General features: G+C 46.0%; 19 protein-coding genes and 3 pseudogenes. 6 read left to right on the top strand and 16 right to left on the bottom strand.

All coding sequences use genetic code 11. The features are described 5' to 3' along the window. Positions 1-238 (bottom strand): annotated as a pseudogene (locus tag VPNCDNU1_RS24410) (type VI secretion system tip protein VgrG); the annotation flags it as partial. 729 nt (positions 239-967) lie between these two features. On the opposite strand from VPNCDNU1_RS24410, the gene VPNCDNU1_RS29190 reads away from it, so the two are divergent. Continuing rightward, on the top strand, positions 968-3,853 hold the full coding sequence (locus VPNCDNU1_RS29190) for a cellulose-binding domain-containing protein (RefSeq protein ID WP_237324212.1): 2,886 nt from the start codon (positions 968-970) through the stop codon (positions 3,851-3,853). A gap of 156 nt (positions 3,854-4,009) precedes the next feature. On the opposite strand, the gene VPNCDNU1_RS24395 is transcribed toward VPNCDNU1_RS29190, so the two are convergent. Next, positions 4,010-4,861 carry an SIS domain-containing protein gene (locus VPNCDNU1_RS24395; RefSeq protein WP_104402777.1) on the bottom strand — a complete coding sequence of 284 codons (852 nt, stop codon included), beginning with the start codon at positions 4,859-4,861 and terminating at the stop codon, positions 4,010-4,012. 228 nt (positions 4,862-5,089) lie between these two features. Between VPNCDNU1_RS24395 and murQ the strand changes: the two genes are divergently transcribed. Then, the gene (murQ, locus tag VPNCDNU1_RS24390; protein ID WP_104402776.1) at positions 5,090-6,004 is read left to right on the top strand and encodes an N-acetylmuramic acid 6-phosphate etherase; all 915 of its coding nucleotides are present in this window, start codon (positions 5,090-5,092) and stop codon (positions 6,002-6,004) included. Between the two features lie 169 nt (positions 6,005-6,173). Here murQ and VPNCDNU1_RS24385 read toward each other — a convergent pair whose 3' ends face one another. The 4 genes from VPNCDNU1_RS24385 to VPNCDNU1_RS24370 all read right to left on the bottom strand — a co-directional run bounded on the left by VPNCDNU1_RS24385 (position 6,174) and on the right by VPNCDNU1_RS24370 (position 10,423). Next, positions 6,174-7,007: a carbohydrate ABC transporter permease gene (locus VPNCDNU1_RS24385; RefSeq protein ID WP_104402775.1), complete on the bottom strand. Its 834-nt coding sequence runs from the start codon at positions 7,005-7,007 to the stop codon at positions 6,174-6,176. A gap of 9 nt (positions 7,008-7,016) precedes the next feature. Continuing rightward, positions 7,017-7,970, bottom strand: a complete 954-nt coding sequence (locus VPNCDNU1_RS24380) for a carbohydrate ABC transporter permease (RefSeq protein WP_104402774.1) — start codon at positions 7,968-7,970, stop codon at positions 7,017-7,019. A 10-nt stretch (positions 7,971-7,980) separates the two neighbouring features. Then, a complete protein-coding gene (locus VPNCDNU1_RS24375) occupies positions 7,981-9,069 on the bottom strand; it encodes an ABC transporter ATP-binding protein (protein WP_104402773.1) in 1,089 nt (362 codons plus the stop codon). Between the two features lie 133 nt (positions 9,070-9,202). Then, positions 9,203-10,423 (bottom strand): extracellular solute-binding protein, encoded by a 1,221-nt coding sequence (locus tag VPNCDNU1_RS24370; RefSeq protein WP_104402772.1) that lies wholly within the window; start codon positions 10,421-10,423, stop codon positions 9,203-9,205. A 280-nt stretch (positions 10,424-10,703) separates the two neighbouring features. Here VPNCDNU1_RS24370 and VPNCDNU1_RS24365 point away from each other — a divergent pair, with 280 nt between their 5' ends. Both VPNCDNU1_RS24365 and VPNCDNU1_RS24360 read left to right on the top strand, forming a co-directional pair. After that, a complete protein-coding gene (locus VPNCDNU1_RS24365) occupies positions 10,704-11,588 on the top strand; it encodes a BadF/BadG/BcrA/BcrD ATPase family protein (RefSeq protein ID WP_104402771.1) in 885 nt (294 codons plus the stop codon). After that, positions 11,589-12,347, top strand: coding sequence for a GntR family transcriptional regulator (locus VPNCDNU1_RS24360; RefSeq protein ID WP_104402770.1), 759 nt, complete (start codon positions 11,589-11,591; stop codon positions 12,345-12,347). A 155-nt stretch (positions 12,348-12,502) separates the two neighbouring features. Here VPNCDNU1_RS24360 and VPNCDNU1_RS24355 read toward each other — a convergent pair whose 3' ends face one another. Both VPNCDNU1_RS24355 and VPNCDNU1_RS24350 read right to left on the bottom strand, forming a co-directional pair. Further along, on the bottom strand, positions 12,503-13,012 hold the full coding sequence (locus VPNCDNU1_RS24355) for a hypothetical protein (RefSeq protein WP_104402769.1): 510 nt from the start codon (positions 13,010-13,012) through the stop codon (positions 12,503-12,505). A 168-nt stretch (positions 13,013-13,180) separates the two neighbouring features. Continuing rightward, positions 13,181-14,026: a LysR family transcriptional regulator gene (locus VPNCDNU1_RS24350; RefSeq protein WP_104402768.1), complete on the bottom strand. Its 846-nt coding sequence runs from the start codon at positions 14,024-14,026 to the stop codon at positions 13,181-13,183. A 260-nt stretch (positions 14,027-14,286) separates the two neighbouring features. Here VPNCDNU1_RS24350 and VPNCDNU1_RS24345 point away from each other — a divergent pair, with 260 nt between their 5' ends. Beyond that, positions 14,287-15,084 carry a DUF1338 domain-containing protein gene (locus VPNCDNU1_RS24345; protein WP_104402767.1) on the top strand — a complete coding sequence of 266 codons (798 nt, stop codon included), beginning with the start codon at positions 14,287-14,289 and terminating at the stop codon, positions 15,082-15,084. 101 nt (positions 15,085-15,185) lie between these two features. On the opposite strand, the gene VPNCDNU1_RS24340 is transcribed toward VPNCDNU1_RS24345, so the two are convergent. After that, complete coding sequence (locus tag VPNCDNU1_RS24340; protein ID WP_104402766.1) at positions 15,186-15,542, bottom strand: RidA family protein; 357 nt, start codon at positions 15,540-15,542, stop codon at positions 15,186-15,188. A gap of 647 nt (positions 15,543-16,189) precedes the next feature. Here VPNCDNU1_RS24340 and VPNCDNU1_RS24335 point away from each other — a divergent pair. Beyond that, positions 16,190-16,732, top strand: coding sequence for an outer membrane beta-barrel protein (locus tag VPNCDNU1_RS24335; RefSeq protein ID WP_104402765.1), 543 nt, complete (start codon positions 16,190-16,192; stop codon positions 16,730-16,732). An 801-nt stretch (positions 16,733-17,533) separates the two neighbouring features. Here the strand turns inward: VPNCDNU1_RS24335 and VPNCDNU1_RS24325 are convergent. From VPNCDNU1_RS24325 to VPNCDNU1_RS28925, 7 genes and pseudogenes are all read right to left on the bottom strand, one after another. Beyond that, positions 17,534-17,974 (bottom strand): SMI1/KNR4 family protein, encoded by a 441-nt coding sequence (locus VPNCDNU1_RS24325; protein ID WP_104402764.1) that lies wholly within the window; start codon positions 17,972-17,974, stop codon positions 17,534-17,536. Continuing rightward, positions 17,971-18,420, bottom strand: a complete 450-nt coding sequence (locus VPNCDNU1_RS29185; RefSeq protein ID WP_442758993.1) for an HNH/ENDO VII family nuclease — start codon at positions 18,418-18,420, stop codon at positions 17,971-17,973. The genes VPNCDNU1_RS24325 and VPNCDNU1_RS29185 overlap by 4 nt, the downstream gene beginning before the upstream one ends. A 42-nt stretch (positions 18,421-18,462) precedes the next feature. After that, positions 18,463-18,507: pseudogene (locus VPNCDNU1_RS29425) on the bottom strand (hypothetical protein); the annotation flags it as partial. Between the two features lie 1,061 nt (positions 18,508-19,568). Continuing rightward, positions 19,569-23,357 (bottom strand): RHS repeat-associated core domain-containing protein, encoded by a 3,789-nt coding sequence (locus VPNCDNU1_RS24310; RefSeq protein ID WP_104402762.1) that lies wholly within the window; start codon positions 23,355-23,357, stop codon positions 19,569-19,571. Between the two features lie 2 nt (positions 23,358-23,359). Then, positions 23,360-24,358 carry a Rhs family protein gene (locus VPNCDNU1_RS24305; RefSeq protein ID WP_237324211.1) on the bottom strand — a complete coding sequence of 333 codons (999 nt, stop codon included), beginning with the start codon at positions 24,356-24,358 and terminating at the stop codon, positions 23,360-23,362. Beyond that, positions 24,355-25,077 carry a DUF4123 domain-containing protein gene (locus tag VPNCDNU1_RS24300; protein WP_104402761.1) on the bottom strand — a complete coding sequence of 241 codons (723 nt, stop codon included), beginning with the start codon at positions 25,075-25,077 and terminating at the stop codon, positions 24,355-24,357. Before VPNCDNU1_RS24300 ends, VPNCDNU1_RS24305 begins: the two co-directional genes overlap by 4 nt. Continuing rightward, positions 25,065-25,522: pseudogene (locus VPNCDNU1_RS28925) on the bottom strand (DUF2345 domain-containing protein); the annotation flags it as partial. The pseudogene VPNCDNU1_RS28925 and the gene VPNCDNU1_RS24300, both read right to left, overlap by 13 nt.

Below are 25,522 nucleotides of genomic sequence, written 5' to 3'. Positions count from 1 at the left end.
GGACAATGCCGTGAACACGTTGAGTAACTTCCCCATTTTGAATCACCGACAGCCAAGCGTTTTTATCCACCACTTGGTCAGGCGTGAGGTTCATAGAGCGGCTGGCGAGTTCAATGTGATAGCGAAAGCCATGACAGCCCTGATAGTTCGACAGGGATTCTTGCCCGTGATACTCGCGCACAATCAAGGTATCCGAAGCCAGTCCTTCGACATCCAATGAGAAGTTTAAGGTGCCCATTCAGTCCTCATAAATAGGGACTAAGCCCCAAACAGTAATCCATAACAAAATCCAACAGTTATTGGTCAGATCGTTAGGGGTTCAGAGCAAGGGGTATGCCAACGTGATAAAATTATTTTAAAACATATAGTTAATGTTTTTCTAAGAGGCGTGAAAGCGAATAATTGCTTGTGTGTGGGCGAATAATTGCTTGGGTAGCGAGAATGTGCCTGGATCGGTGTCACTATTTATAGGCTCAAATAGCGTTGTCTTAGTGGGATCTTCTCCATTATCTCGCTGTTAAAAATTTGGGATGGTTGGTAATTCTTCAGTGTTACGAATCTTAAATCGAAAGCTTGAATCTAAAAAGAAGACCGAGCTATGTAGTGAGAAATAAGGTGAAACTAGATGAATATTCTTGGTTCTCCTTTTCTATTTACTGAATGCTTGGCTGCAAGACTTAATATAGCTTTCATAACATCTATCACAAATCTGATAATCATATAAAAAATCACGAGATTTATGACACCGCTGGGCAAAGTGCAATTCTGTTTTCTTAAGTATACATCTCCACTGTGCAGTCACTCGAAAAGTCTTGCTGTTAAGTAAATACTCATTTGAGTGCGGCGACTTCTCTGAGCAACATACAGAAAGATTCAATAAAGCGGCTTCGAGTTACTTGTCTGGAACTCTGGGTAATTAAGAAGCTCGCGACGTTAAACATCCTACATCTAAGGTGCGAAGTATTTAATGACTATATTTAAGAAAAACAAGCTCATCTTTGCCGTTTCTTTAGCCGTTGGCGCAGTTAGCCCTATCAGTGCACTCGCCGCAGATGCTTGTGCTGGCATCAACGAATACCCGAACTGGCCTCAGGTAGACTGGGCAGGTAACCCTAGCCATGCAAATGCTGGCGATAAAATGCAATACCAAGGTAAAGCATATACCGCAAACTGGTACTCAAGCTCTATTCCGGGCTCAGACGGTTCTTGGAAATTCGACTTTGACTGTAATGGTACTACAGACCCAGGTACAGGCACTGGTCCGGGAACAGGTACTTCAGACGCTTCGCTACTCATTCGTAAAGACCCAGTTAACTTGAAAGTTGCAGGTTGGCCTAGCACGCTTGCAATGGGTACATTTACCGACAATTCAGCGACTTTAAACGGTGCGCTAGCGAGCGCTAATGTTGATTCTGTATTCAGTGTTGTAACCAATGCTGCTGATGCGCTGGCGACGCTTAAGCAAGCAAGAGACGTTGAAAAGGCAAATGGTGGTGAAGCCATCGTGCCAGTCGCAGCCGTATCTACCGCTTCTGGTTTGGGCGACACCGACATTCTGACTTACGCTAATTTGGTTGCCCATTACCAAAACCTCATTCAAATCGCAGCACAGGTTCAAGTATTTAAAGACGCTGCGCATGCTTCTCCAGGTTCTATTGTTCTAAATGAAGATCTGTTGGCAACGTGGCAAGCAAACAAAGATACGACATTTGCTACCGCATTCGGAACAGACACAGCGTTAACAGAAGTACAGGTTAAACGTGCACTGCGTGAAGCGATTACCAATGTGTCGGCACTTACTGTGACTGACGCTGCGGGCACATCACAAAGCATTTCTAGCCTGTACAACCTATCAGCTATCGATACGGCAGCCGCTAATCTAGCCGACAACGTGAAAGGTTGGGTTGCTTCTCAAAACTTTGTGATGGAGCAATTTGCGAAAGACGTTTCTTACGGTTGGTCGCTAAGTGTTTCTAACCCTGGTACAACGAACTGGGTTCACAAAGATTACGCTGGCTTGCGTTCAACTTGGAATGCAGCATCACAATCCGTTGTTTCATTCGTAAACTGGACAGGCGCTTACGCAGGTGCAGCCGCTAAACCAGATTTCTTAGTATTTAAACAAAGCGGCAATAATGGCCTTTCTACAGCAGGTCGTGCAGAGCACGCATTCGGTCCTATCGCATGGGATAACTTCCTTGTTTACGTTAAGCAAGTGACGGACTCTGTTGATGTACCTGCAATGCTCTACAAACTGCCGGGCGCTCACCTTGCTACTACGTCTCAATCGGGTAACTACGATGCAGCAACACAAGCAGGTACTGCGGCGAGCTTTTTCATGGGCGACAAGTCTTTGGGTAAATCGTCTGCAAACTTGCGTAGTGATGTTGCATCTATTGCACTAGACAGTGCAACTTATGGTGTGTCTTCCGTCGCTTCTTTGGTTGAACAAGAATCCCACGATTGGGGTGTAAGCCAGCTTCGTCGTGCAGCGCACAGCAACGTGTTCTCTATTCTTTGGGGTAGTGACAGTGCGACACCTGTCGTATCTGCAACGGCAAATACAGATTGGTTGAAAGGCAAAGTAGCTGCTTACCAAGCTAGCCCGATTCCTTTGTACTACGTGTCTGAAAGCCTTGTAGCTACGCCACTAACCAGCGTTGCTGCTCTAAATGCAGATTTAGAAGGCGCTGAAACCGTCATGAATAATGAAGCTTTCTTGTATGAACTTGCGGGCAACAAGTGGGCTCCTTCTACAATCTACAAGTGGAAAGATTTCCTTAAAGCGTTGAATTCAATGCACAACGTAGGTGTCGCGGGTAATCAATTCTGGCTTGTCGATCCTAATGCCGACGTTGAAACCAACAAGAAATACGCGAAAGTAGCAATTGCTGCGTTCTTATCTCAAAGTATGCAGGAAACGATTCGTTACAACGCGTGTGATGAGAACAACTGGGCAGAAATCAAGTACGGTGCGCCAGCGAACCACCCGAACAGTGCTTCTTGTGGTCAGCTAGATCAGAAATACGCCGATTACGGTTACAACCCAGTGACGGGTCAGGATCATCCTTACTCGTGTCCTCGTAACAACAAGCTAGAGCTTTCTGCTAATACTCACGCTTCTTGGTACGGTGCTCCAGCGCCAATCTTCGTAGCACCAGATGCGGTTCTGAAAGAAGAAGGCAAGATGGCAGCAAATGCAGCAGGTCGTTGGGACATCAATGGCGAACACTGTATGACTAGCCCTCAAACTATCGACGAGAACAAGCAAGTTTGGGAACGTTCGAAGTGTGAAATCTACGCAGGCCAAAAAGCAGGTGCATTCCTGTGGGATGGCAGCAGCAAGCAATCTATCGAAGGTTGTGGCTGGTGGGGTCGTGGTGTAATCCAAACTACGGGTCGCCAAAACTTCGGTACGTTGAACCACTTCATTGGTCGTAGCCATGTTGACCCAGAAACTGTTGGGCAAACCATCGAAGGCACTTTAGTTGAAGCAGCGCCAGCTAACCCACTTTATGCTGATCTTGACTTGTGTTCTAACCCTCAGTTGATTTGTTCTACTGAAGAGAACACAGAGATCAAATGGATTGCGGGTCTGTTCTTCTGGATGACTTCTGTTCAGAACTACAGCGATGTTGGTGGCCCATACGCGGCTTGGAACTACCACGACGAGCTAAAAGCTTACGTTGATGGCGGCATGGTAGGGACTAAGTTTGTTGATGCGGTTTCCGGTATTGTTAACCGTGGTTGCCCAGATGATGCTTGCCCAGTAAGTGGTAAAGTTCACGCAATTGCAGAGCGTCGTGCAAACTTCAACCTTGTGCTTCAGAAGCTTGGCTTGAACCCACAATAACCAAATAAACGCAATAAATTAGGTAACTTACATACCTAAAATGTAATTAGAAGGGAGCTCTTACTAAGAGCTCCCTTTTTACGATTCAAACAATCACTTTTTAACTCAGGCTCTTTAGGCACGTAATCCCAGTAAAAAGCTAATCCCAATAAAGCGCTAAGTCAGAATTTGATTAATATCTGTTCCGATATCACTGAACAACTCGCGGGCTTGTTCGTCCCGTTGTTGTAACAGCGTGATGAACAGTAAGTCTGTGATGACGTTTTGCGCGGTGCGTGAGGCGATGGAGGAGCTTCGATGACGATTTTCATCCGCGATGGTGTCAAAGATAATATCCGCCGTGTCACGAAGGTGGCTTTTTCGGGGAGAAGTAATGGCGATGACTTTTGCACCTTGTTCTTTGGCGGCTTCAGCGGCAACCAGAATTTCTTTTCTGTCACCTGAAAATGAAATGGCGATTTGTAAATCTTCAGAAGACAGGGTTCTTGCTACTGCAATTTGCACGTGGCTATCTTGCTCTACCAGAGTGGTAATGCCGAGTTTGAGCAGTTTATAACTCAGGTCTTTGGCGGTTAACGCAGAAACACCAATCCCCACTACCTGTACTCGCCGAGCTTCACTGAGCCATTTCACTGCCTGATAGCAAGCTTCATAAGACAACGCATTAGTGGTCTGAAACATCGCGTCCATCTTGGTTTTAACGAGTTTCTGAGCACTAACGGCTAAAGGATCATCTGCCAGAATATTGCTGTGCAGGGGCGTTTGCCCCAGCGCCTGCTTACGCCCGATTTCTTCATTTAAAGCCAGTTTGAAGGCGCTGTACCCTTTGTATCCAATGCGTTGGGTAAACTTTACGATACTCGACTGGCTGACGTTTACCTGCGCCGCGAGTTCCTGACTGGTGAGTGATGCCGCCTTTTCTGAATTCTCAATAATCCAGTCTCCAACCAGACGACCACCTTGAGACAGTTGAGTGCGTCTGGCGACAATTCGATGGATAACGGACATAACAAAAAATTCCTAATAAATTATTCCAACTAAGAAATAATGACCGCCAATCTAATGCAATGAATATTGGCAAATAATTTAAGTATGAAAGGCGTTTTAGCTGAAAAGCTTGTCAATTATTCCAACGTTTAGCTGTACAAAGAATAACCTTTATTGTGATTTTTATCACTATGGTTGAATATTTTATTCAATAAAATTGGGGCGAATTTAGGATGGTGAGAACAAGGAATGAACCGCGACGAGTTAAGCCGCTTAACGACGGAAAGCCGCAACCCGAACAGTACCGAGATTGACACACTATCTACTCTCGAAATGTTAAAGGTCATCAACAATGAGGATCAAAAAGTAGCACTGGCAGTGAAGGATGTTTTGCCACAAATCGCCGAAGCGGTGGATGCCATTACAAACGCGCTGGCGAATGATGGGCGGTTGATTTACACCGGAGCGGGAACGTCTGGTCGGCTGGGTATTTTAGATGCAAGCGAATGCCCACCAACCTATGGCACCTCACCAGATTTAGTGGTGGGAGTGATCGCTGGGGGGCGTGAGGCAATATTGAATGCGGTTGAAAATGCGGAAGATAACGTAAGCATGGGCAAGCAGGATCTGATGCAAATTAAACTGAGCAATCAGGATGTTGTCGTGGGTATTGCAGCAAGCGGTCAGACACCCTACGTGCTCAGCGGTCTGGACTACGCGAATGAACTGGGTGCGACTACGGTATCGATTTCTTGCAATGCGGCGAGTGCAATGGCAGAAGTTGCCGACATCGCAATCACGCCCATTGTAGGACCTGAAGTCGTCACAGGTTCATCGAGAATGAAAGCGGGGACTGCACAAAAACTGGTGCTGAATATGCTCACCACAGGAGCAATGATCCGCAGCGGAAAAGTGTTTGGAAACCTGATGGTTAATGTTGAAGCCAACAATGCCAAGCTGGTTCAAAGGCAAATCAACATTGTTGTAGAGGCAACTGGGGCTTCGGCAGAAGAAGCCAGTCAGGCGCTTGAGCAGTGTGGTCGTCAATGCAAAACCGCCATCTTCATGATTCTCGCAGGGCTGGATGCAGAGCAGGCGAAATCGCGACTCAGAGAGCATAACGGATTCATACGTTCTGCATTGACGGTACAGCAAAGCCTTTAATACGTAACCCGATTTAAGAATTAAAACCATAAGATAGACATGACATTTTTAAGCTAGCTCATTCACCCTCCTCCCCCTGATATAGGAATGAAATAGCTCACGCTCTTGATGATTCAAGAGCGTTTTCTTTTGTTTTCTAAACAATCCAAGTAGTAGGCCAAATAGCCAGTTACTTAATCGCCCCTGCTGTCATACCCGCAATAAAGCGTCGTGACTGGACGATAAATATGACGATCATGGGCAGTGCCGCGAGTGTTAATCCAGCGTAAAGAACGCCATAGTTGATTGAATACTCGCCAAAGAATGCGGTTAAGCCTTGCGCCAGTGTTTTCCATTCAGGAGACTGGATGAAAATAAGTGGGAAGAAGAAGTCGTTCCAGATGGGAACCGCGTTGTAGATTCCTGCAATCACCAACGCAGGGGTAATCAATGGCACCATAATCTGAATCATGATTCTCAGTTCGCTCGCGCCATCGATTCGCGCACTGTCTTCTAAATCCTTGGGCAGAGTTCGCAAGAACCCAGTCAGAATAAATACAGTGGCAGGCAAACTCATTGCGGTGTAGATGCAGATCAGCCCCACTAAACTGTCCACCAGCCCCAAATATTTGAGCTGGATAAACAATGGGATAATTGCCAGCCTCAGTGGCAGCATCAGTCCGGATAAAAAGAACAGAGACACCATGAGCGAGCCACTGAATCGGTAGCGGGCAATCGCGTATGCCGCCATGGTTCCCGTGGTTAAGAGAAAAACGACAGAAAGCAGTGTCACAATGATGGAATTTAGGAAGTATCTGGGCACGTCCGTTTCGTTCCAGATGACTTTGAAGTTATCCAGATTGAAGCTGTTTGGCAGAGAAAATGGCGTAGAAAAGATCTCGGGATTGGTTTTGAATCCGGACAGAACCATCATCAATATCGGGTACAGCATGATGAGTGCACCTGCCCCCAGAAATATATGAATGAGCCATTGTTCGAGCGAACTTGTGTTTGCCTGTTTCATTTCTGCCTCCTAATCCATCTTAACTTCACGCGCCGTTAGCAATTTGGTCGCGATGATTGAGAAGACAAAGATAAAAATAAAGATCAACACGGCAAGTGCAGACCCTGCACCAAACTCAGTGCCGCCAGCGCTTACCGAGCCGAATGCTGTTCGGTAGAAAAGCAGCCCCAGCATATCGGTTGAATAGGAAGGAGAACCTTCCAGCCCAGACATGATGAATGGCAATTCGAACCAGTTAAACGAGCCAATAAAGGTCAGCACCACAATAATGGTGACGGCAGGTGCCATCAAAGGCCAGATAATATCTTTGGCGATCTGCCATTCACTCGCACCATCCAACCGAGCGGCTTCAATAAAATCTTTGGGGATACGGTGAATGGCTGCCAGAAATACAAGAGTTGGAAATCCGACCCAAGCCCAGGCATTGACCAGCAACATAGAGGGCAGGGCAGTTTCTGTTAGACCTAGCCAGGGCAACGCCCACTCATTGAGTCCAATGAAATTCAGCCCTTTGTTTATCAAACCAAAAAACGGGTTAAGAAACATTTTCCATTGAAAACCGATAATGACAGTGGAAAGAATCACAGGCAGGAAAAACACCACCTGATAAAACCGCCCGCCTTTTGGGTCGCGTGCTAGCAGAAGCGCGAGGATCAAAGCAATACCGTTTTGAATGATCATCAGGGTAACAAACACAATTACATTGTTCTTTAATGCATTAAACAGATACCAGTTGCGGTTGGGATCAAGTAGCACGTCTTTGAAATTTTGAATCCCGACAAATTCACCTTTTATCAGACCGTTCCAATCGTAAACGCTGTACCACAGCGCCGAACCCATTGGCAGAAAAACGAACACAAACAGAATCGCCGCAGGGGGAAAAAGTAAGAACGCTAGCCAGAGGCTGCGATTACGCTTACGCCGCGCTATTTCACGCTTTATAACGAGATCGTCTTCTTTCATGAACTCCCCCTTATCGCACCGCGTTGTCGTTGGAGTCAAACAGGTGACAGTTTTCGATCAGGAAACCGATCTTGATGGTTTCGCCAACATCAAACTCCTGATCGCCGGGTGCATGAACCGTGATATCTTGCCCCGTCGCCGACATGGCATAAAGGTAGGTTTCTCCGCCGAGCCTTTCCACGGCATACACTTCGCCGCTTACCTGACCATCGGATTGCCCTTCCAGCACTGCGTGCTCTGGTCTTACTCCAAACGTGACTTTATCGCCTGAGGTGAGTGAGCTTGGGTCGGAGCACGGAAACGGAATGGCTTCGTCACAGCCTTCCAGTTTTAACGTTACTCCACTATCGGTTTTGCTCATGATCTCCGCAGGAAAGAAATTCATGGCTGGTGAACCAATAAACCCGGCAACGAATCGGTTGTTAGGCTTTTTATAGAGCTCTAATGGGGGACCCACCTGCTCGATGACGCCATCTTTAAGAACCACAATTTTGTCTGCCATAGTCATGGCTTCGACCTGATCGTGGGTCACGTATATCATGGTGGCATTTAGGCGTTTATGAAGCTTGGTTATCTCGATGCGCATTTGCACGCGAAGCTTGGCATCCAGATTGGACAGGGGTTCGTCAAACAGAAACACTTTCGGGTTGCGGACAATCGCTCGGCCAATCGCCACGCGCTGACGTTGCCCACCCGAGAGTGCTTTGGGTTTACGGTCGAGGTAGTCGGTTAACTGCAAAATCTCTGCGGCTTGCCGGACCTTCTGGTCTATTTCTGCTTTGGGGGCTTTTGCCACTTTCAGCGCGTAAGACATGTTCTGGTAAACCGTCATGTGCGGGTAGAGTGCGTAGGTTTGGAATACCATTGCCAGCCCGCGTTTTGACGGAGGAAGGTGGTCGACTCGATCGCCATCGATTTCGATCGCTCCATCTGTAAGATCTTCTAACCCTGCCAGAAGGCGTAATAGAGTGGATTTTCCGCAGCCTGAAGGTCCAACAAATACCACAAACTCGTTGTCTTTGATGCTGAGGTTTGCCCCCGGAATGACTTCAACATCACCAAAGCGCTTTTTCACACTGCGCAACTCAATACCAGCCACTCATTTCTCCTTACAGCAAAGCTAAATAAATCCTTTAGAAAACGAGTCTGACTTTCCAGCAACATGATGAGTGTTTTTCATCAATATCATCTGCGTGGAAAACCGGACTGTGTTCTTATTTGTTTTATGTTTATTATTTCGACGCTTTAATGCCGTCAGACACTTCTTTTGCCACGGCAGCCGCAGATTTCTTGCCTGCCATCAGTTCCTGCAAACCATTTTGTAGCAGTGTGGATCCTGTTGGTTTTTTAAAGCGATACCCTACCAGCATGATGTATGGCGTTGCGCTGTCATGAAACTCAGAGATTTTCGCCAGCATTGGGTCGGAAGACACTGCACCGTCTACTGCGGCAACATTGGCCAGTTTGTCGGTAAGCATTTGTCCGAATTCTTGCGTCGCTAGGAAGCGGGCAAATTTGAGTGCAGCCTCTTTGTTTTCAGAGCCAGAGTTAACCGCGTAGCCCCCGTCGAGCCAGGTTGCGACCATTTGAGGTTCTCCTGCTTTGGCTGCAGGTCCGGCCATGATGTCAAAGTTGATTCCTGCTTTTCTAAAGCCAGCGATTTCCCAAGAACCGCCAACGAACATGGCGGCTGCTCCGGAATTAAATAGCTGTTTCATGGTGGCGTAATCGACGCCTTCATGACCCTGAGGCAGGAACTCTCTCAGTTCGCCGAACTTCTCCATGGCACCGACATAACGTGCATCTTCAAAGTCGGTTGAACCCGCGGTCACTTCACCGAAAAACGATTCGCCGTAAAAGTTAGGCATAAACGCCCCAGACATAACTTCTACTGTCCATCCGTCTTTAGTGCCGTTGGCTAAAGGCATGATGCCTGAGCTTTTCAGTTTCTTAGCTGCTGCGACAAACTCATCCCATGTAGTAGGTGGAGTAATCTTCTGAGCTGCCAGCAGATCTACGTTGTAGTAAACAAGAATGGTCTGCGATGCCATTGGTACGGAGTACACCTTGCCATCGGAGCGGAGTGTTACACCTAACAGCTCATCTTTGGAGAAGCCGGAAAGATCCACTTTGCCATTTAATGGTTCGAGGTAACCGGGTGCGGCAACACTTTCAAATGCCCCGTAGGCTCGGGTGTGGATGATGTCGGGACCCGCTCCCCCTGTGAGTGCAGTGGTTAACACGGTGGCGTAGCTTTTCGCTTCATGGGCGGTGTAGTTGATTGAAATATCCGGGTTGGACTTCTCAAATGCTGCAATGATCTCGTTGTAGGCTTTGGCGTCTTCTTGTCGCCAGCTCCAGAAATCGAGCTCAGCTTTGGCAAAAGTCGAAGCGCTGCACAGCAGGGCGGCGGTAGCAAGTATGGTGCGAGTAGTCAATTTTGATCGATTCATTTTCTACTTCCTTGTTCAGACAGCTATTTCAGTGATTAGCCGATTTTCTTTCATCCAACTGCGCTACGTTTGTGACGGCTTTGCTAGGTCAACAGACCTTAATACGCACGCGCAAATTTGACTCCTTTTACTCTGTTTTTGATAATACCTTTAAAATACCATTTGTCTATTTTTTGATCGAAATGGGGTGAAAAGTGTGTTAAACATCATATTTGGTATCCTTATAGGTATTGTTAATACTCAAACTGCATCTTGAGATAATCTGACTGGAAGGAGTAATATGCACATCATGGATTCCCCCCTTGTTATTGCCGTCGATGGTGGTGGTACGAAATGCATTGTGCGGTTATCAGACCGGAATGGCTGTGTCCTGAGTCAGGTACAAACAGGGTCAGCTAATGTGGCGTCCAATTTTGAGGTCGCAAAGCAAAATATTACGGAAGGTATTTCTCAGGCCTATGCTGAAGCCGGGCGTGCACTTAATCAAAGCAAAGGGGATATCATCGGTCTTGCCCTTGCAGGAGCAGAAAGCAGTGATCGGGTCGGTGAGTTGAGAGACAGCTTGAATTTTGCTCAGGTGGTTATTCGTTCCGATCTTGAAGCCACATTAAAAGGGGCTTTGGGTAATGAAGATGGCGTTGTTGCGAGCATTGGGACTGGGTCGTTTTTTCTGTCGCAGCAGAATGGTGTTTATCAGCGTGTTGGCGGGTGGGGGCTATTTCTTTCTGACGATTGTAGTGGTGCAGCGTTAGGAAAAGCACTTATGCGCTATGTTGCAAATGTTCACGACGGTATGTTACCTTCCAGCCCTTTGGTGGATAAGACTTTCGCGAAATTTAATAACGAAATTAGGAAATTGGTGAACTTCTCTCTTCAGGCTTCTCCTAAAGACTGCGCCGAGTTTGCGTCTGACATTGTATCTGCTTACCAAAACGGGGATCCGGTCGCGCAACAATTGGTGTGTTCTTCTGTTTCAAGGCTGGTTGAAATCCTTGAATTTCTGAACGTGAAAAAAACAGGGAATCTTTGCATGAATGGTGGCTTAGCCGCTTTTTATCAGTCACTTATGCCGGAGTCTTACCAAGCCATATTTGCAGAGCCCAAAGGAAGCGTTCTGGATGGGATAACCTCTATAACCTTGAATACCTCAAAGGGAGCGCTTTGAATGAACGTGTCGGATGTCCTTGATCCTTCCAACTGGCTGACTGAAAGTGGCGGGCTTCGTTACTTGCAACTGAAGAAGGTGCTGGAACGTGCGATTCAGGATCGATCATTACCTCCGGGTACTCAGCTACCATCAGAACGTGAAATTGCAAAGATCACTGGTCTTTCACGAGTCACAGTAAGAAAAGCCTTTGCTCCTCTTGTTGAAGACGGATACCTCGATCAGCGTCAGGGAGCTGGCACCGTGGTAGCAGAGCGAATGACGCGTGTGGAACAGTCGCTCTCTCGGTTGACTTCTTTTACGGAGGACATGGCAGGCAGAGGCATGAAAGTCAGCTCAGCCTGGTTATCACGACAAGTTGTAAGACCCTCACCAGAAGAGATCATGACGCTCGGCGTTAGCCCTTCAGAATCTGTTGTGCGCTTAGAACGCCTGCGATTTGCCGACGGACAACCAATGGCAATAGAACGGGCCGTTTTGCCTCAATCCATTCTGAATGATCCTATGAAAGTCCAGCATTCTCTCTACGCCGTGCTCGATGAACTCGACCAAAAACCCGTGCGGGCAATTCAGCACATTATGGCATCCAACCTGAATGAAGAGGACGCCCAATTGCTGGAAGTGAATGAGGGAGTGGCAGGGTTGCAGGTGACGCGAGTATCTTATCTGGCTTCAGGCTCGGTGGTGGAGCTGACTAAATCCATTTATCGCGGCGATGCGTATGACTTCGTTGCGGAGTTAAATCTTCAAAGCACTTAACCTACCCCAAAGACGCGCACGAATAAAAAATGTCAGAGCCAAATGAATCCGACTCTGACATTTTTAGTTCTAATTTCCGTGCACTCGTCTTCACAGAATAGGTTAAGGTTCACCTGCATTTGCTCAATGGTATAAATCCCGTTATTCAGACAACCTTAACCGCATTGTCCAAATTTTATGGTCATGACGTCTGCTTGTTTATCTTGAATCACTTCACCACTTTGATTTAACGCTCTGAGTGCGCCATCGCCTTCCCAGCTTCCGATATTGGATGCTTTCAGCAAGCTTTTAAACTCCTTTTTATTGAATGAGCATTGACCCGATTCAAGCAGTGCTTCTTTTAGATCTTCAGTGGGCTTAGGCACAATCTTATCCCCGCCGCACAGTGGTGTTTTTGCCAAAATTTTGTCATCGTTTTCTTGCGCTTGAACGGTGCCCTCTATGATCAGATAGTCTTTCATTAAGTGAAGCGTTGGGCGGACTCTGACACCTAAGCTTTGCGAAATGGATTGTGATGTTTCTAAATCGGAGAGATCCACCGAACAATCGCTTTGCTCGATGTGTTGTACAAAATCCGCTATCAAATTATCAATAGTGTTGGCGTAGACAGAGGGGGAAGCAATAGCGATAGCTAAAAGAAGTGTCGCAGGTCGTTCGAATTTCATTTTTATATCTCATTAGGGTTTGGAGGAAAGGTCTAATGATGATGGGGAAGGTGAATTTATCTTTTACGAGTATGTAAATTCTTAGTCAATAATCAAAATTGAGAAGAGCATATTCAAGCGAAGGTAATTACTTACAACTAAGCCATTATTCGCGAAGCTTAATCATTGTTATACGGTATCGCTAAATCTACGGCAGCTTGAAATGACTTGGTTCATTAACGGAACTGAGCGCTGACTTATATTAACCGCCATACCGACAGAGAGTGAACAGTCAAAATCTTTGATTGGCTTGAGTGCGATGCATTCGGAGCTTGTAATTTCGGCCCAATTGGGCAGCAATGCTGCGCCTACGCCAGCTTGAACTAGGGGCCAGGCGTAGTCGATGGTTCGGATATTGGCTCGGGCATTAAATTGAATGCCTCTTTGCAGAAGGCTGTCTTTCAACGAATCGAGAGCGATACACGGTTCACGATGAATGAATGGCATTCCATCCAAGTCTTCAATATCCAAACAAAGTTTTTGTGCCTCTGCCCAATGGTGAGGAAGGGCCAATTGATAGGTGTCTTCCCATATTGGCACAAATTGATCATCACTGACACGAGAAGAACCGACCAGAATTCGCGCATCACAGGGTTCATCGGCATCAACCAGTGTTAGCTCTAAGTGCTCAATATCTTCGCTTAGGTGTTGCAGTAATAAGCTCATTCTCTTGGCACCCAACGAGCGCATGATCCCTAGCCTAAGAGGGACGGTAACAGGTTGCTCACGAAAGGTTTGAAGGATATTTTTTTCGCTATCGATCATCCGTTTTGCTTCTGGATAGAGCTGTTTCGCAGCAGGTGTAGGCACCACACCACGGGCGTGACGCACAAAAAGTGTAGTATCAAGTGCCGATTCTAAATTCTTTATGGCAGAGGTTATCGAAGGCTGTGAAACAAAGCATTGTTTGGCCGCACCGCTGACACTGCCAATCTCATATACTTTCAAAAAATATCGTAGCGTTCTTAATTCCATTCTTCATTACCTAGATCAACAGACTTTGATATATGTGAATTCATCAAAACTCAGTTTAGCTATAGAGTAAACCTATAGTTAACATAAAAATAACGTATTTCACACACTTGAGTGTGCAGCGTAAGATCTACAAAGAAAGTACGAACTTATCTTTAACCGAGAGGCACGCTGAAGTTTTTGTGCTCTATCCTTAAGCAAATCTGCTGGGTAAATCTATAAACAACCTCTACCTATTTAGGTAGTTCGAACAAGGAGGCGTCATGTCGCCGGAGAATTTATTTGCTTCACTTTGGCAAGATTACATCAACCGTTTGTGTCCATCTGCGTTAAAGGTTCATGACCTATTGCAAGAAGACGAAGCCCTGATTAACGATCACATTGCATTGCGCACATTCGGTATAGAACCGCTTGGTATTGAGACCTTGGCTAGACCATTGTTGGAAGTGGGATATAAACCGGCAGGCGATTACGTATTTGAATCGAAGAAGTTAGTAGCAAAGCATTTTGAGCATTCTAATCCTAAGCTACCGAAAGTATTCATTAGTGAATTGGAAATTCATAAATGTTCAACTGAGCTTCAAAATACAGTGGCGAAACTAGTGGAACAAGTCGATACAGCGAAACTTAAAAAAACCGACTTTTTGTATGGTGGCCGATTGTGGGACATTTCATATATAGATTACCTAGCGTTAGCAGCAGAAAGCGAATACGCAGCGTGGTTAGCGGCTCACGGTTACGGAGCGAATCATTTTACGGTGAGTGTGAACCAGCTGAATCAGTTTGAAGAAGTGAAACAAGTGAATGATCATTTAAGGCAGGCTGGCTTTACCATTAACGAATTTGGTGGTGAAGTGAAAGGCTCTCCTGAAGTTCTGCTAGAGCAATCTTCAACCATGGCCGATAAAATGCTTGTTACTTTTGCAGGAATAACGGAAACGGTGCCGGGAGGGTTTTATGAATTTGCCAAGCGCTACCCAATGGGCAATGGCGATCTTTACCCAGGGTTTGTCGCTGCATCGGCAGATAAGATTTTTGAAAGCACAAATAGCGAGAGCTAGATAGGTAACAGGGGCGTATATTTATTCAGAAGAATGATGGGGGAAGCGCACCTACTCATTCTGATGGTATCGCGCCCCTCGCTTTTATAATTTTTAATGGATTACGATTTCTTTACTGCAGCTGTCACAATCAGTTCTACTTTTAGCGTTGGGCGAGCCAGTTTTGCTTCGCCACACGCACGGGCAGGGGCTTCACCTTCATCAAACCATTCATCCCAAACCGCGTTCATTTCTTGGAAATCGGACATGTCAGACAGCCAGACGATAGTTTGCAACACATGATGTTTGTCGCTGCCCGCTTCTTCAAGTAAAACCTCTACGCGCCTAATTGCTTCGCGTGTTTGGTCGGCTACACTCTCTTCGGCAATACCAACCTGACCGCACAAATAGATCGTATCATTATGTTTAACGATTTTACTCATACGCTGGTTCGTGTGCAGCCTTTCGATGTTACTCATGTTCGTTCCCTTTACGTTATTTTGATGGGTTCCAAAGCCAAAATCTTACCGTCACTATATTGATAAATCCAATACTCTTCTTTGAGGGGGACTCTTTTTACTTAGAGATTGCCGTAAATAGAGCGTCTGCTATTTGCTCGTTTCAAACGATATGTCGATAATGGAAGGAATAGCCCACTTTTCAGCTAATAGGTTACTTAGAATTGGTCGATTGTACGGGCAGATTCGTGATGACAAGCGAGGGTACATAGACCAAGCGTTCATTTCATATTTAAAGGGTGAGAGGATTCTGTCTTTTCGTCAAAAAATCGAATACTCAGCCGAATTTCATCGAGATTACCCAAGAACTCGAAGTGATAAAAAGTGAACTATTGGTTCCTTTCTTAAAGCGTGTGTCCCACTAATGGGTAATTTGTAATTTATACGTAATTAACAGTAAATATTATAGAGTCACTGCCGTTAAAGAATAGCTGGTTGAATTATGTTAACAGTATTTGAGCGGTATTCTATGAGTGTTTTTCTGACCTCATTGCTCTTCCCCAAAGCACATGTTAAGCAAGTTTTTCTGGCTAAATTGATAATTTAACATTGGTTGAATGTATATAGTTTCAGATAGTTACGAGACGCCTTGCTAGGAATAAATAGATATGAAAAACATCACTTTTTTGCTTGCCGCACTTTTATCTACGTCCACCTTCGGAGCTAACCACCATCTGGGTATTAAACTTGGAGGTGCAGCTATTAATAATGATGACACTGGCGATGTTGGGGTTGCAGTCCAGTTTGAGTATGCCTATCAATTTCACCCCAATTTTTCTGCTGAAATTGGTTATGCGACCGCTTCTGGAGTGACTAATGCTATTGTGACTGGCGTACTTACCGACAACACAGAAACGTTTGAATATGACGCTACCTTCGCAGGTTTGAAAGCTAACATTGCTCCGATGGACTTTGTTAATTTTTACGCGATGGGTGGTGTCAGCCATTCAGATCTACAACGAACACTCAAACCCAAGTCAGGTGGAGCTGAAACGGTTGAACACCACAAAGGGGTAAACCCATATTTTGGGGGTGGAGCAGAGCTCATCTTGCTAGATACTTTTAGCCTTAGCTTGGACTATCGTCGCTTCATGTTTGAAAGCAGCTATTACTCCGATACCATCTTAGCTGGGCTCAACTTCCGATTCTAATATCTTCCAACCTGCATTGATGCTCCTAAGCTGCCGTATCATTGGTACGGCAGCTTCACTATCAGTCAACATACCTTTCTATAAACTGCTCAGCTGATGAACTTCGTATAGTCACTATAAGCTCGAATATACACTTTACCACTGCTGCCGATTAAGCCTGTCCTAGATCGTGACGGTCTTTTTCAGCGTCATTATCTTCTTACCAAATTGGTATCAAAGCTGGTAAAAAGCCTTAGGGCTCAGGGTTTTGTTCGATAAAGTAAATGGGCAGCTCAAGATTACCAAATGCAATGCCTTTAGATGTGGAATCTAATTGTAATAAGTCATATACGTCTTCGTATGCCATTTTTCGTTGGGTATTCTTAAAATTCGAAGGTATCGACACACTCTAATTTGGCGGTCAAAGCTTCATCACGGGTGTTCAAGAGCATGAGACTCGGCTGCTAATGTATGAAGCGGTTTATTCCTAAATTGGTTGTGGAATCTCGGGTCTAGTTGACCATATTGGTTTTAGCGATATAACGTGTCCTGACCAAGTGGGTCACGTTTTTCGGTAATGTTGCCAAATTTGTTGTATTTGTAGCGCCAACTTCGGTCGGATTGAATGACTTTGCGCAGATTGCTGCGCTATTAGAGGTGGTGTTTTCTTTAAGTGTCCATCCCTTTTACTTACGCCATACTTGAAAGCCTCAGTACTCGAAATACCCCATCATCGCCTTTGTGGATCTAGGCACAAGCCACTGTAATTGATGGAGTTCGTGTTTTCTTAAAAGTGACTGTCCCTGTTTTCTTCACTAGTCATTAGGCTCTTAGAGATACATATTCATGAAAAAATCGCTCAAAAGAGTCTGCAATCTTACTATTCACTTCTTGCTTAAATACATCAAAACTGATCACTTCTCCTTTAGGGCTATTTGTATCAATACACCAACAAATCTCATCATCCTTGAAAAAAATAACTGCTAAATGTTCTGGGAGATTGTAGTCTTCTCTCGCACTCAGAGTATCACCGTAGACAGTACCTCCATAATCAATAGTTGAGTCATTATCTTCGATTCCAGATATTTCTGAATCAGTAACGCCTCCCCCACCTAATTGTTTTAAAAACTCTTTAAAATCTTCTGGAAATTGCAATGACAATAACTCTTCTAATTTGTCTATTTGAGATTCATCAGCGCTGCCTTGCCAGAAGGTGTCGCTATTAGCATGATCTAGTTTTTCAGCAAGGTCTTTATAATTCATTTCTCACCTCCATTTTTGAAGTCATTAGCACGTTGCTTCCAATAGTCTTTTCTAAACTTTTCATATTGGTATAGCAGAGAAGTATTGTGTCTAAAACTATTTCCATCCTCAATAAGCCCATGTAATGGTTTGTGGTACTTCTTATGAGTTGAACTCATAAGTTCAACCATAGGTCCGGGCTCCTGTCCCAGAACATGGTGTAGGTTTATTTGCTTTCCATCTGGTCCAATTGGCGCGTATCCATTTTCCATTAAATCTAAGTTAGTCCAGCCACTCTCGACTTTCTGTCTAACACTTTTGTGAACACTTCGATGCACAAATTCGGGGGCGCTCGGGTTAACGTCAATTGTATTCTTATATATTTTTCTATTTAAAACATCTTTTGGTACATATTTACCACAGCAAGCCCCGCTAGCCTTCTCAACCGCCAACCCCAGTGGATCCACCCATCCTGTAGGATTAGGAACATGCTGATAATTATTTAACCCGCCTGCAAGCCCGATTGGGTCGGCGGTGGTGAACCTACCTGTGCTTGGGCTGTAGTACCGGTGGCGGTTGTAGTGTAGCCCTGTTTCGCTGTCATAATACTGCCCTTAGAAGCGCAGTGGGTTGGCAATCTCTTCAACATGTTGGTAAAGCACATTACCGTAGGCGCGATATTGAACCGACCATCGAAGGTGGTTTCTCCTTGCACCAGCCCGTTAGGGTAATAATCGATAAAGTACGATTCGCCCCTTTCGTTGGTAATGGTACTGACGAAGTTTTTAGCATTGTGGTAGTCGTATTGAAGTGAAGACCCATCGGGTTGAGTCACGAGGCTGACCAAATCCGTGTGCTGATGATAATCGAATCGAGTGACTTGCCCGTTTTCGTCCACCACTTTGGTGGGTTCACCATAGCCGTTGTATTCGAAAGATTTGGATTTACCGCCAGGTAGCACAATACGAGCGAGCCTATCTGCCGAATCCCATTCATAGCGCGTCATCGCACCTGTTACGGATTTTTCCAGCACAATCCGCCCAAAGATGTCGTAGCGATAAGCTGCTTGCGAGCCGTCGGGGTAGCTGATTTGCTCTAGCTGACCATATTGGTTGTAGCGGTAAAACGTATCTTGACCAAGCGGGTCACGTTTTTCGGTAATGTCGCCAAATTCGTTGTATTTGTAGCGCCAACTTCGGTCGGATTGAATGACTTTGCGCAGATTGCTACGCTATTAGGAGCGGTGTTTTCTTAAAGTGTGTGTCCCACTAAATTCAACAAATTTTTAATTATTTAGCTATGAGGTAGGTGTAGCCCATTTTACTATCGTCAATTAGTGAAATACTGGACCAAATTTGCAAGTTATCAACCTCCGTCCGTATTTTTTCTAGTCCATTTATATCTTTAAGATCTTTCGACGATGGAAATATCTGATAATGAGTTAGTTTATGTTGAAAAAAATAGAAAACAATATGGATATTGTATCCTTCAATTGATATGTCATTTAGCTTATATGATTCATAGTCTCCATTGACCACATGCGTACTAGCATTCGTGTGAGTTTTTAAAAATTTACTTTTCTCAATACCTGGTACTATATTGTTAAGTCGCATGGCTAATCTTCCAGTTTGATAGAATAAATTGCTTTGAGTTTTAATTCAAAGTCAGGTACAAAAATTTGGGGAAGACCTCCTTTCCCTAAATGCGGATTGGCTCTTGTAATTCCAAAAGCAGCAGGGGTATCTTCAACAACCTCATATGCTGTTGCTCCCGGTCTATAGCCAAATTCGGGGTGGGGGCTTACTTGTAATCCAGAAAATAGATTCTCAGCTGATCCCCCTGAGCGTTTAATCGCACTCGGGGTAGTATAGTACTCCGATTGTCCAGGGACACCACCAAAAATAACGCTACCTTTTTTGAGGGTAATATCTTTGTAATTGTCCACGCCTGGGTAGTTGCCTTGACCTTGCCAGGATTTCGCTATTTCTGATGGAGAACTTTCGTCTGAATAACCAGAAGAACTCTCGCAAGGACAGATTTTAGCCTTCTCAACCGCCAACCCCAGTGGATCCACCCATCCCGTCGGGTTAGGAACATACTGATAGTTATTTAAGCCGCCTGCAAGTCCGATTGGGTCGGCGGTGGTGAACCTACCTGTACTTGGGCTGTAGTAACGGTGGCGGTTGTAGTGTAGCCCTGTTTCATTGTCATAATACTGCCCTTGGAAGCGCAGTGGGTTGGCAATCTCTTCAACATGTTGGTAAAGCACATTACCGTAGGCGCGATATTGAACCGACCACACACTTTTGCCGCTGCTGTCGGTGAGGTCTGTCGGGGTGCCGATTTGGTCGAGCTGATAATGGTAAACCTCGGTGTGTTCACCTTCTCCACTGATGAGCGCCAACGGCTTAAAGCCGCCCGGCTCGTACACATAGGTTTGGTAGTGAGAATCGCTGGTTTCCGCAATCAGGTTATCGCCTTGCCACACAAATTCGGTGTTGGTTTGCTTACCCAGTTTGTCGGTCACGCTTTTTGCAATGCGTCGCCCAAAGGCGTCGTACTGGTAGTTTGCGACGGTGCCATCGGGCAGGGTAGCTTTGGTTAGGCGGTGCTGGCAGTCGTATTCGTAAATGGTGACGAGCGCTTGCCCTTTCCCACGCTTTTCCGCAATTAAACGCCCAAATTCATCGTACTCATAATGGACATCGCCATGAAATTGCAGCTGATTACCTTGTACGCCAGATTCTACCTCTTCAAAACGCCCACCTAACGTTTGTTGCAGCAGGTTACCCGCAGGGTCGTGAGCGAAGGTTTCTTCGACTAAGCCTTTAGTGGCACTTAAGCGCGAAAGTGGGTCGTAATCGTAGTGGACGTTGCCATATCGGCTGTCCGCCATTTCCGCCAGATTGCCCTCGGCACTGTATTGGTATTGTTTGGACTGAGTGAGCTGACCGCGTTGATGATGCGTGTGAGCGATCAATCTGCCTTCTTCATCGTGCTGGAAACGGCTAGTAAGGCTCCCTTGCTGGCGAGACGTCTCCAATCCATTATCGAAGTGGTGCCGTGTAAGCTGCTCATCATTCAGCATAATGCGCGAGAGCACGCCACCAGCACTGCGCTCATACCTCAGGGTATTGGCGTCTGGCAGTTGCCAATGAGTAAGGTTACCCAGCTCATCGTATTGATAATAGTGAGAGGCCCAACCTTGGTGCTCTTGGGTAAGCCTACCTAGCGCATCATATTGCCAAGCTAATGGGGTGTCGCCATCCTCAACTTGCGCCAGTTGCCCATATTCGTCGTAAGCGTAGGTAACTTCGTTGCCATCAGGGAGGACTTTTTTGGTAAGCCTACCCATTACATCGCGTTCAAATAGCGTTTCTAGTTGAGTGCCTTGTGTGCCCGTTTCCGTTTTTTTAACCAACTTGCCATTGAGGTCGTATTCGTACTCAAAGAAGCGACCATCGAAGGTGGTTTCTCTTTGCACTAGCCCGTTAGGGTAATAATCGATAAAGTACGATTCGCCCTTTTCGTTGGTAATGGTACTGACGAAGTTTTTGGCGTTGTTGTAGTCGTATTGAAGTGAAGACCCATCGGGTTGAGTCACGCGGCTGACCAAATCCATGTGCTGATGATAATCGAATCGGGTGAGTTGCCCGTTTTCGTCCACCACTTTGGTGGGTTTACCGTAACCGTTGTATTCGAAAGATTTGGATTTACCACCAGGTAGCACAATACGAGCGAGCCTGTCTGCTGAATCCCATTCGTAGCGCGTCATCGCACCTGTTACGGATTTTTCGAGCACTATCCGCCCCAAGATATCGTAACGATAATTCGCTTCCGAGCCGTCTGGGTAGGTTTCCCCAATCAGCATGCCCAATCGGTTCCACGCCAGTTTATGTTGGCTGCCATCGGGGTAGCGAATTTGGTCTAGCTGACCATATTGGTTGTAGCGATAAAACGTGTCCTGACCAAGCGGGTCACGTTTTTCGGTAATGTCGCCAAATTCGTTGTATTTGTAGCGCCAACTTCGGTCGGATTGAATGACTTTGCGCAGATTACCACGCCAGTACTGAAACTCTGTTGTTGTGCCATCAGGGGAAATTGTGAGGACTTTTTGGTTTTGTTCGTTGTAGACATGTTTGGTTTCGTTGCCCATAGGATCAACGGTGAGCACCAAATCGCCATTGTCGCTGTATTGGTTTTGTGTCACTGCACCATCAGGGTCGGTGGTTTGTACTAACTGGGCATTCTCATCGTGTTGATAGGCGGCAGTGCTGCCATCAGAATAGGTAACAACTACAGCATTGGCGTCGTCATCCCAATCGAATTGGGTGTTGTAGCCTGTGTTACTCCAGTGGCGTAAGCATCGAACCGATTTACCAGTACCATCCCATTCCCAGCCAAATTCCACGCCGCCAGCCATTTTTCGAAGCGTAATAACGTGCTGAGCATCGTAGGCGTAATCTTCACCCTCATTGCCCGTATTTCTCTGGGCAATGAGCTGATCATGTGCGTTGTATTGATAGGTTGCACAGGTTCTTTCCGTTATCCATTCACCCGTCGTACTACCTTTAGTGAGAGTGCGAAAATCGATTTGGTTAATGAGGTCGTTTTGGTATACAAACCATAGGGCGATACCGTGCTCATTCACGACGGCTTCAGGGCGCTGATGCCCGTCGTAGCGAATGGAAAGTCGGTTACCATATTGGTCGGACAGCTTACTCAGGCGAGCCGAGTGTCCCCGTCGTTCAAAGTGGTAAAAAGGTGAACCCGCTTGTGCGAGGATGTATTCGCCGTCTTCTTGTCCTAAGAATACCGCCGCACCAGCAAGATCGTTGTATATCTCGGGCAGTTGTTTCGTGGGCTCGGTTAACTCAGTGCGTTTGTTTTCCGCATCTAACCAAAAGAGCTTTCCATCTTCGAAGGCCAAAGACTGGCTGAGTGGGTGGCTCCAGCCAAACCCTAACCCTGTGTTGATCTCGCAGCTACTGGTTTTGTAGGTTCGGGTAAAGGTAAACGGCAGTGCCCCAGGTAATGTGACATCTTGTAGTTCGAGAAGCTCTTCGCCTGTGACCATTGAAACAGGGCAACCTTCGGTATCGGTCTTCTGGTTCGATTGGGTAGCGTCACCGTTGCCATTCTTACTGGCGTTGTTTTCTACCGTTCGTTTTTCGTTGGTCGCTAGGTGTGTCGATTGTTTGGCTTGGCGTTTTTCAGATGTCGCGTTTTGAACCGTTTTACCGTCGACAGTTTGATTAACCTTGGCTTGACCATTAAATTTGCTGTTTCCGTGTTGAGTCACTTTCCGTAGGTTTTCGGCATTATCCTTTGCATCGACCTTGACTAAATCTACTACCTCTTTGATCTTTTTTACTATGGGTGCAGAGCGAGGTTTTCTAGCCATTCTTATGCCCCCACCAGAGTCGCTGCGCCAGCGACATCTCTCAATCGATTCATGTTTTTCAAAATTGCTCCACCCGGTATCACAATGCTGATCACGACTTCAACAAGCAGCGGCGCCAACATAGTGGTCGCAATACCGATGATCTGAAGTGGGCTTAGCAATTTAAACCAAGAAACTGCTGCATTTAAACAAAGGAAACAGCGTGCTTCGTCTTTTAATAAGGTGAGCATTTCAGCGGCTTCTTCTTTCGCCGAGGCAAGCTTTTCAGCTATCAACTCTGGGTTTTCAACATATTTAGCAAGCTCCTTTGCAAGCTTACTTGGGTTGGCGAGCAGCTTGAAAAGTTCGGCAATCTCATCCCAAGCATCGACGATGGCATCCAATAACTTACTCATGAACTTTTTGACTTCGTCCCACACATCAATTGGCTCATTAATAAATAGATTCCACTCCTTGCGAAGATCGGTGTTCCACTGTGTATCAAGCCAAGTGCTAAGTTTGCTGATGGTAGGATCATAAGAATCCAGCATTGTTTTGATGTCGCTTTCAGACACGTCGGGATAAAACGTCACGCGGACTTGTTTGCCTCTGTGCTCTGGCGGCAGCGTAATTTCAGCGAATCCGTTGTCATCCATAGTGCCTGAAATGGCTTCGCCGTCCGCTTCGTATTCAAAATTCCCCCAGAAGTTCTTTTCAAGTTTCATGGGCTGAATTTTGAAAGGTGTACCACCAATCGGAACAAAAGCTTCCGCTTCGAAGCAGTGAACAAGAGTGATTTTTCCGTCTAGTGGGCAGGTAATTAAGTCGGCTTCGATGTTGGAATCGTCGGTGTCTGCCGAGTACTCATCCTTATTCACTATTACTTTTTGTTCCATGTCTAAAGCCCAGCCATAAAACCAGTTTTCTGAATGGCGACGATACTCATCAATAGAACTTTCAAAGTCGGTTTTTATTGTGCTGAATAGGTTTTCTGCATCTGCCATCGTCATGGTGGTCGTCATCGGTATACCTCTTTCTCAAGCACACTTTTTATGTATTCGTTTAGTGAGCCAAATTCCTTTCTGTGGCGGTTCACTAAACGCGTCACTTTGGCTATAACGGTATTTTCTGGGAAGAAAAAATAAATGTCAGCGTGACTCTCTTTTAGCCACTTTATGGAATTGGCAATCAGGGTGGAGTTATCAATGTTTGACAGTTGTAGCAGCACGTCTTCTGGCACTGTCCACCATGGGAACTCCGGCTCTATGGTGTCTACAGTAGGGGTAACGTTTACCACATCCCCATGTTGAGAAAGCCAAACCTGACAGGGACCCATAACTTTCGCTCGCTGTTCTTTATCGCAAAACTTAGCCACATTCAGGCTGAATCTTGGGTCATAGAAACGGAAGAAGGCATGAGTACCGGATGGCATCCATATTTGTGTCAGGCTTCGAAAGTGCGCTAAGACCTGCTGAAACGTTGACGTTGTCCCTACCAACATCCCCCAGTCTTTCTCCGCTTTTTCAGCCACCCAGTGGATGAACTCTCCATCAGGATCAACAGGGGCGATGTAAGGCATCACTAATGTCCAATCTTCATATTGTGTGCCCAACCAAATTCCATAGGCGTCTTTTCCACCTAACTGATAAAAGTCTGCCAGCGCACTGTAATCGGTTGTTCCGTTAAAAATGGCATACCAAGACAACGCTTCTTTGCCAGCGTAGGCGTCTAGATCGAACATTGCCCATCCTTGCACTTCTCACACTCTTCGCAGAATGGAGCCGCTGCTTTCATCGTGGCGATTTGTGCGGGTGTAAGAATCGGGGCAGGCGTACTCGGTGGTGGTTCTGGTTGCCCTGGTTGTATGGCCGCTTGTCCTCCAAACCCGCTGCCACTGCCTGCCGCGCCACCTGAGTTTAGGTTGACACCTGCTCCAGATAGCGTGACACCAGAAGCGTCAATGGTGACAAAACTGCCTCCCGCTTTAATCGTGATTTCATTGTCGGCTTCGAGTACGACTTTTTGTCCGGATTTTACGTGGATCTCGGTGCCTGCTTCACTCGCCCAATTATTGGATGATTTTTGATGAATAGACCCATCGGCGATCAAGGTATGATCGGCTGCAACTTTGATCCGGCTTTCCCCATCTACAGTGAGGTGCTGATTGTTTTTCACATGGGTAAACT

The sequence above is a fragment of the Vibrio penaeicida genome (assembly GCF_002933855.1).
GTDB lineage: Bacteria > Pseudomonadota > Gammaproteobacteria > Enterobacterales > Vibrionaceae > Vibrio > Vibrio penaeicida_A.
The sequence above is the reverse complement of the archived record's forward strand: the minus strand, read 5'-3'. Positions and strand labels throughout refer to the sequence as shown.

Excerpts from the sequence above, each read along its gene's own strand:
- VPNCDNU1_RS24395 (WP_104402777.1), bottom strand. The coding sequence starts at position 4,861 with ATGTCCGTTATCCATCGAATTGTCGCCAGACGCACTCAACTGTCTCAA.
- murQ (WP_104402776.1), top strand. The coding sequence starts at position 5,090 with ATGAACCGCGACGAGTTAAGCCGCTTAACGACGGAAAGCCGCAACCCG.
- VPNCDNU1_RS24300 (WP_104402761.1), bottom strand. The coding sequence starts at position 25,077 with ATGTTCGATCTAGACGCCTACGCTGGCAAAGAAGCGTTGTCTTGGTAT.
- VPNCDNU1_RS24365 (WP_104402771.1), top strand. The coding sequence starts at position 10,704 with ATGCACATCATGGATTCCCCCCTTGTTATTGCCGTCGATGGTGGTGGT.
- VPNCDNU1_RS24325 (WP_104402764.1), bottom strand. The coding sequence starts at position 17,974 with ATGAATTATAAAGACCTTGCTGAAAAACTAGATCATGCTAATAGCGAC.
- VPNCDNU1_RS24360 (WP_104402770.1), top strand. The coding sequence starts at position 11,589 with ATGAACGTGTCGGATGTCCTTGATCCTTCCAACTGGCTGACTGAAAGT.
- VPNCDNU1_RS29190 (WP_237324212.1), top strand. The coding sequence starts at position 968 with ATGACTATATTTAAGAAAAACAAGCTCATCTTTGCCGTTTCTTTAGCC.
- VPNCDNU1_RS24305 (WP_237324211.1), bottom strand. The coding sequence starts at position 24,358 with ATGACGACCACCATGACGATGGCAGATGCAGAAAACCTATTCAGCACA.
- VPNCDNU1_RS24345 (WP_104402767.1), top strand. The coding sequence starts at position 14,287 with ATGTCGCCGGAGAATTTATTTGCTTCACTTTGGCAAGATTACATCAAC.
- VPNCDNU1_RS24335 (WP_104402765.1), top strand. The coding sequence starts at position 16,190 with ATGAAAAACATCACTTTTTTGCTTGCCGCACTTTTATCTACGTCCACC.
- VPNCDNU1_RS24385 (WP_104402775.1), bottom strand. The coding sequence starts at position 7,007 with ATGAAACAGGCAAACACAAGTTCGCTCGAACAATGGCTCATTCATATA.
- VPNCDNU1_RS24350 (WP_104402768.1), bottom strand. The coding sequence starts at position 14,026 with ATGGAATTAAGAACGCTACGATATTTTTTGAAAGTATATGAGATTGGC.
- VPNCDNU1_RS24310 (WP_104402762.1), bottom strand. The coding sequence starts at position 23,357 with ATGGCTAGAAAACCTCGCTCTGCACCCATAGTAAAAAAGATCAAAGAG.
- VPNCDNU1_RS24355 (WP_104402769.1), bottom strand. The coding sequence starts at position 13,012 with ATGAAATTCGAACGACCTGCGACACTTCTTTTAGCTATCGCTATTGCT.
- VPNCDNU1_RS24340 (WP_104402766.1), bottom strand. The coding sequence starts at position 15,542 with ATGAGTAACATCGAAAGGCTGCACACGAACCAGCGTATGAGTAAAATC.
- VPNCDNU1_RS24380 (WP_104402774.1), bottom strand. The coding sequence starts at position 7,970 with ATGAAAGAAGACGATCTCGTTATAAAGCGTGAAATAGCGCGGCGTAAG.
- VPNCDNU1_RS24370 (WP_104402772.1), bottom strand. The coding sequence starts at position 10,423 with ATGAATCGATCAAAATTGACTACTCGCACCATACTTGCTACCGCCGCC.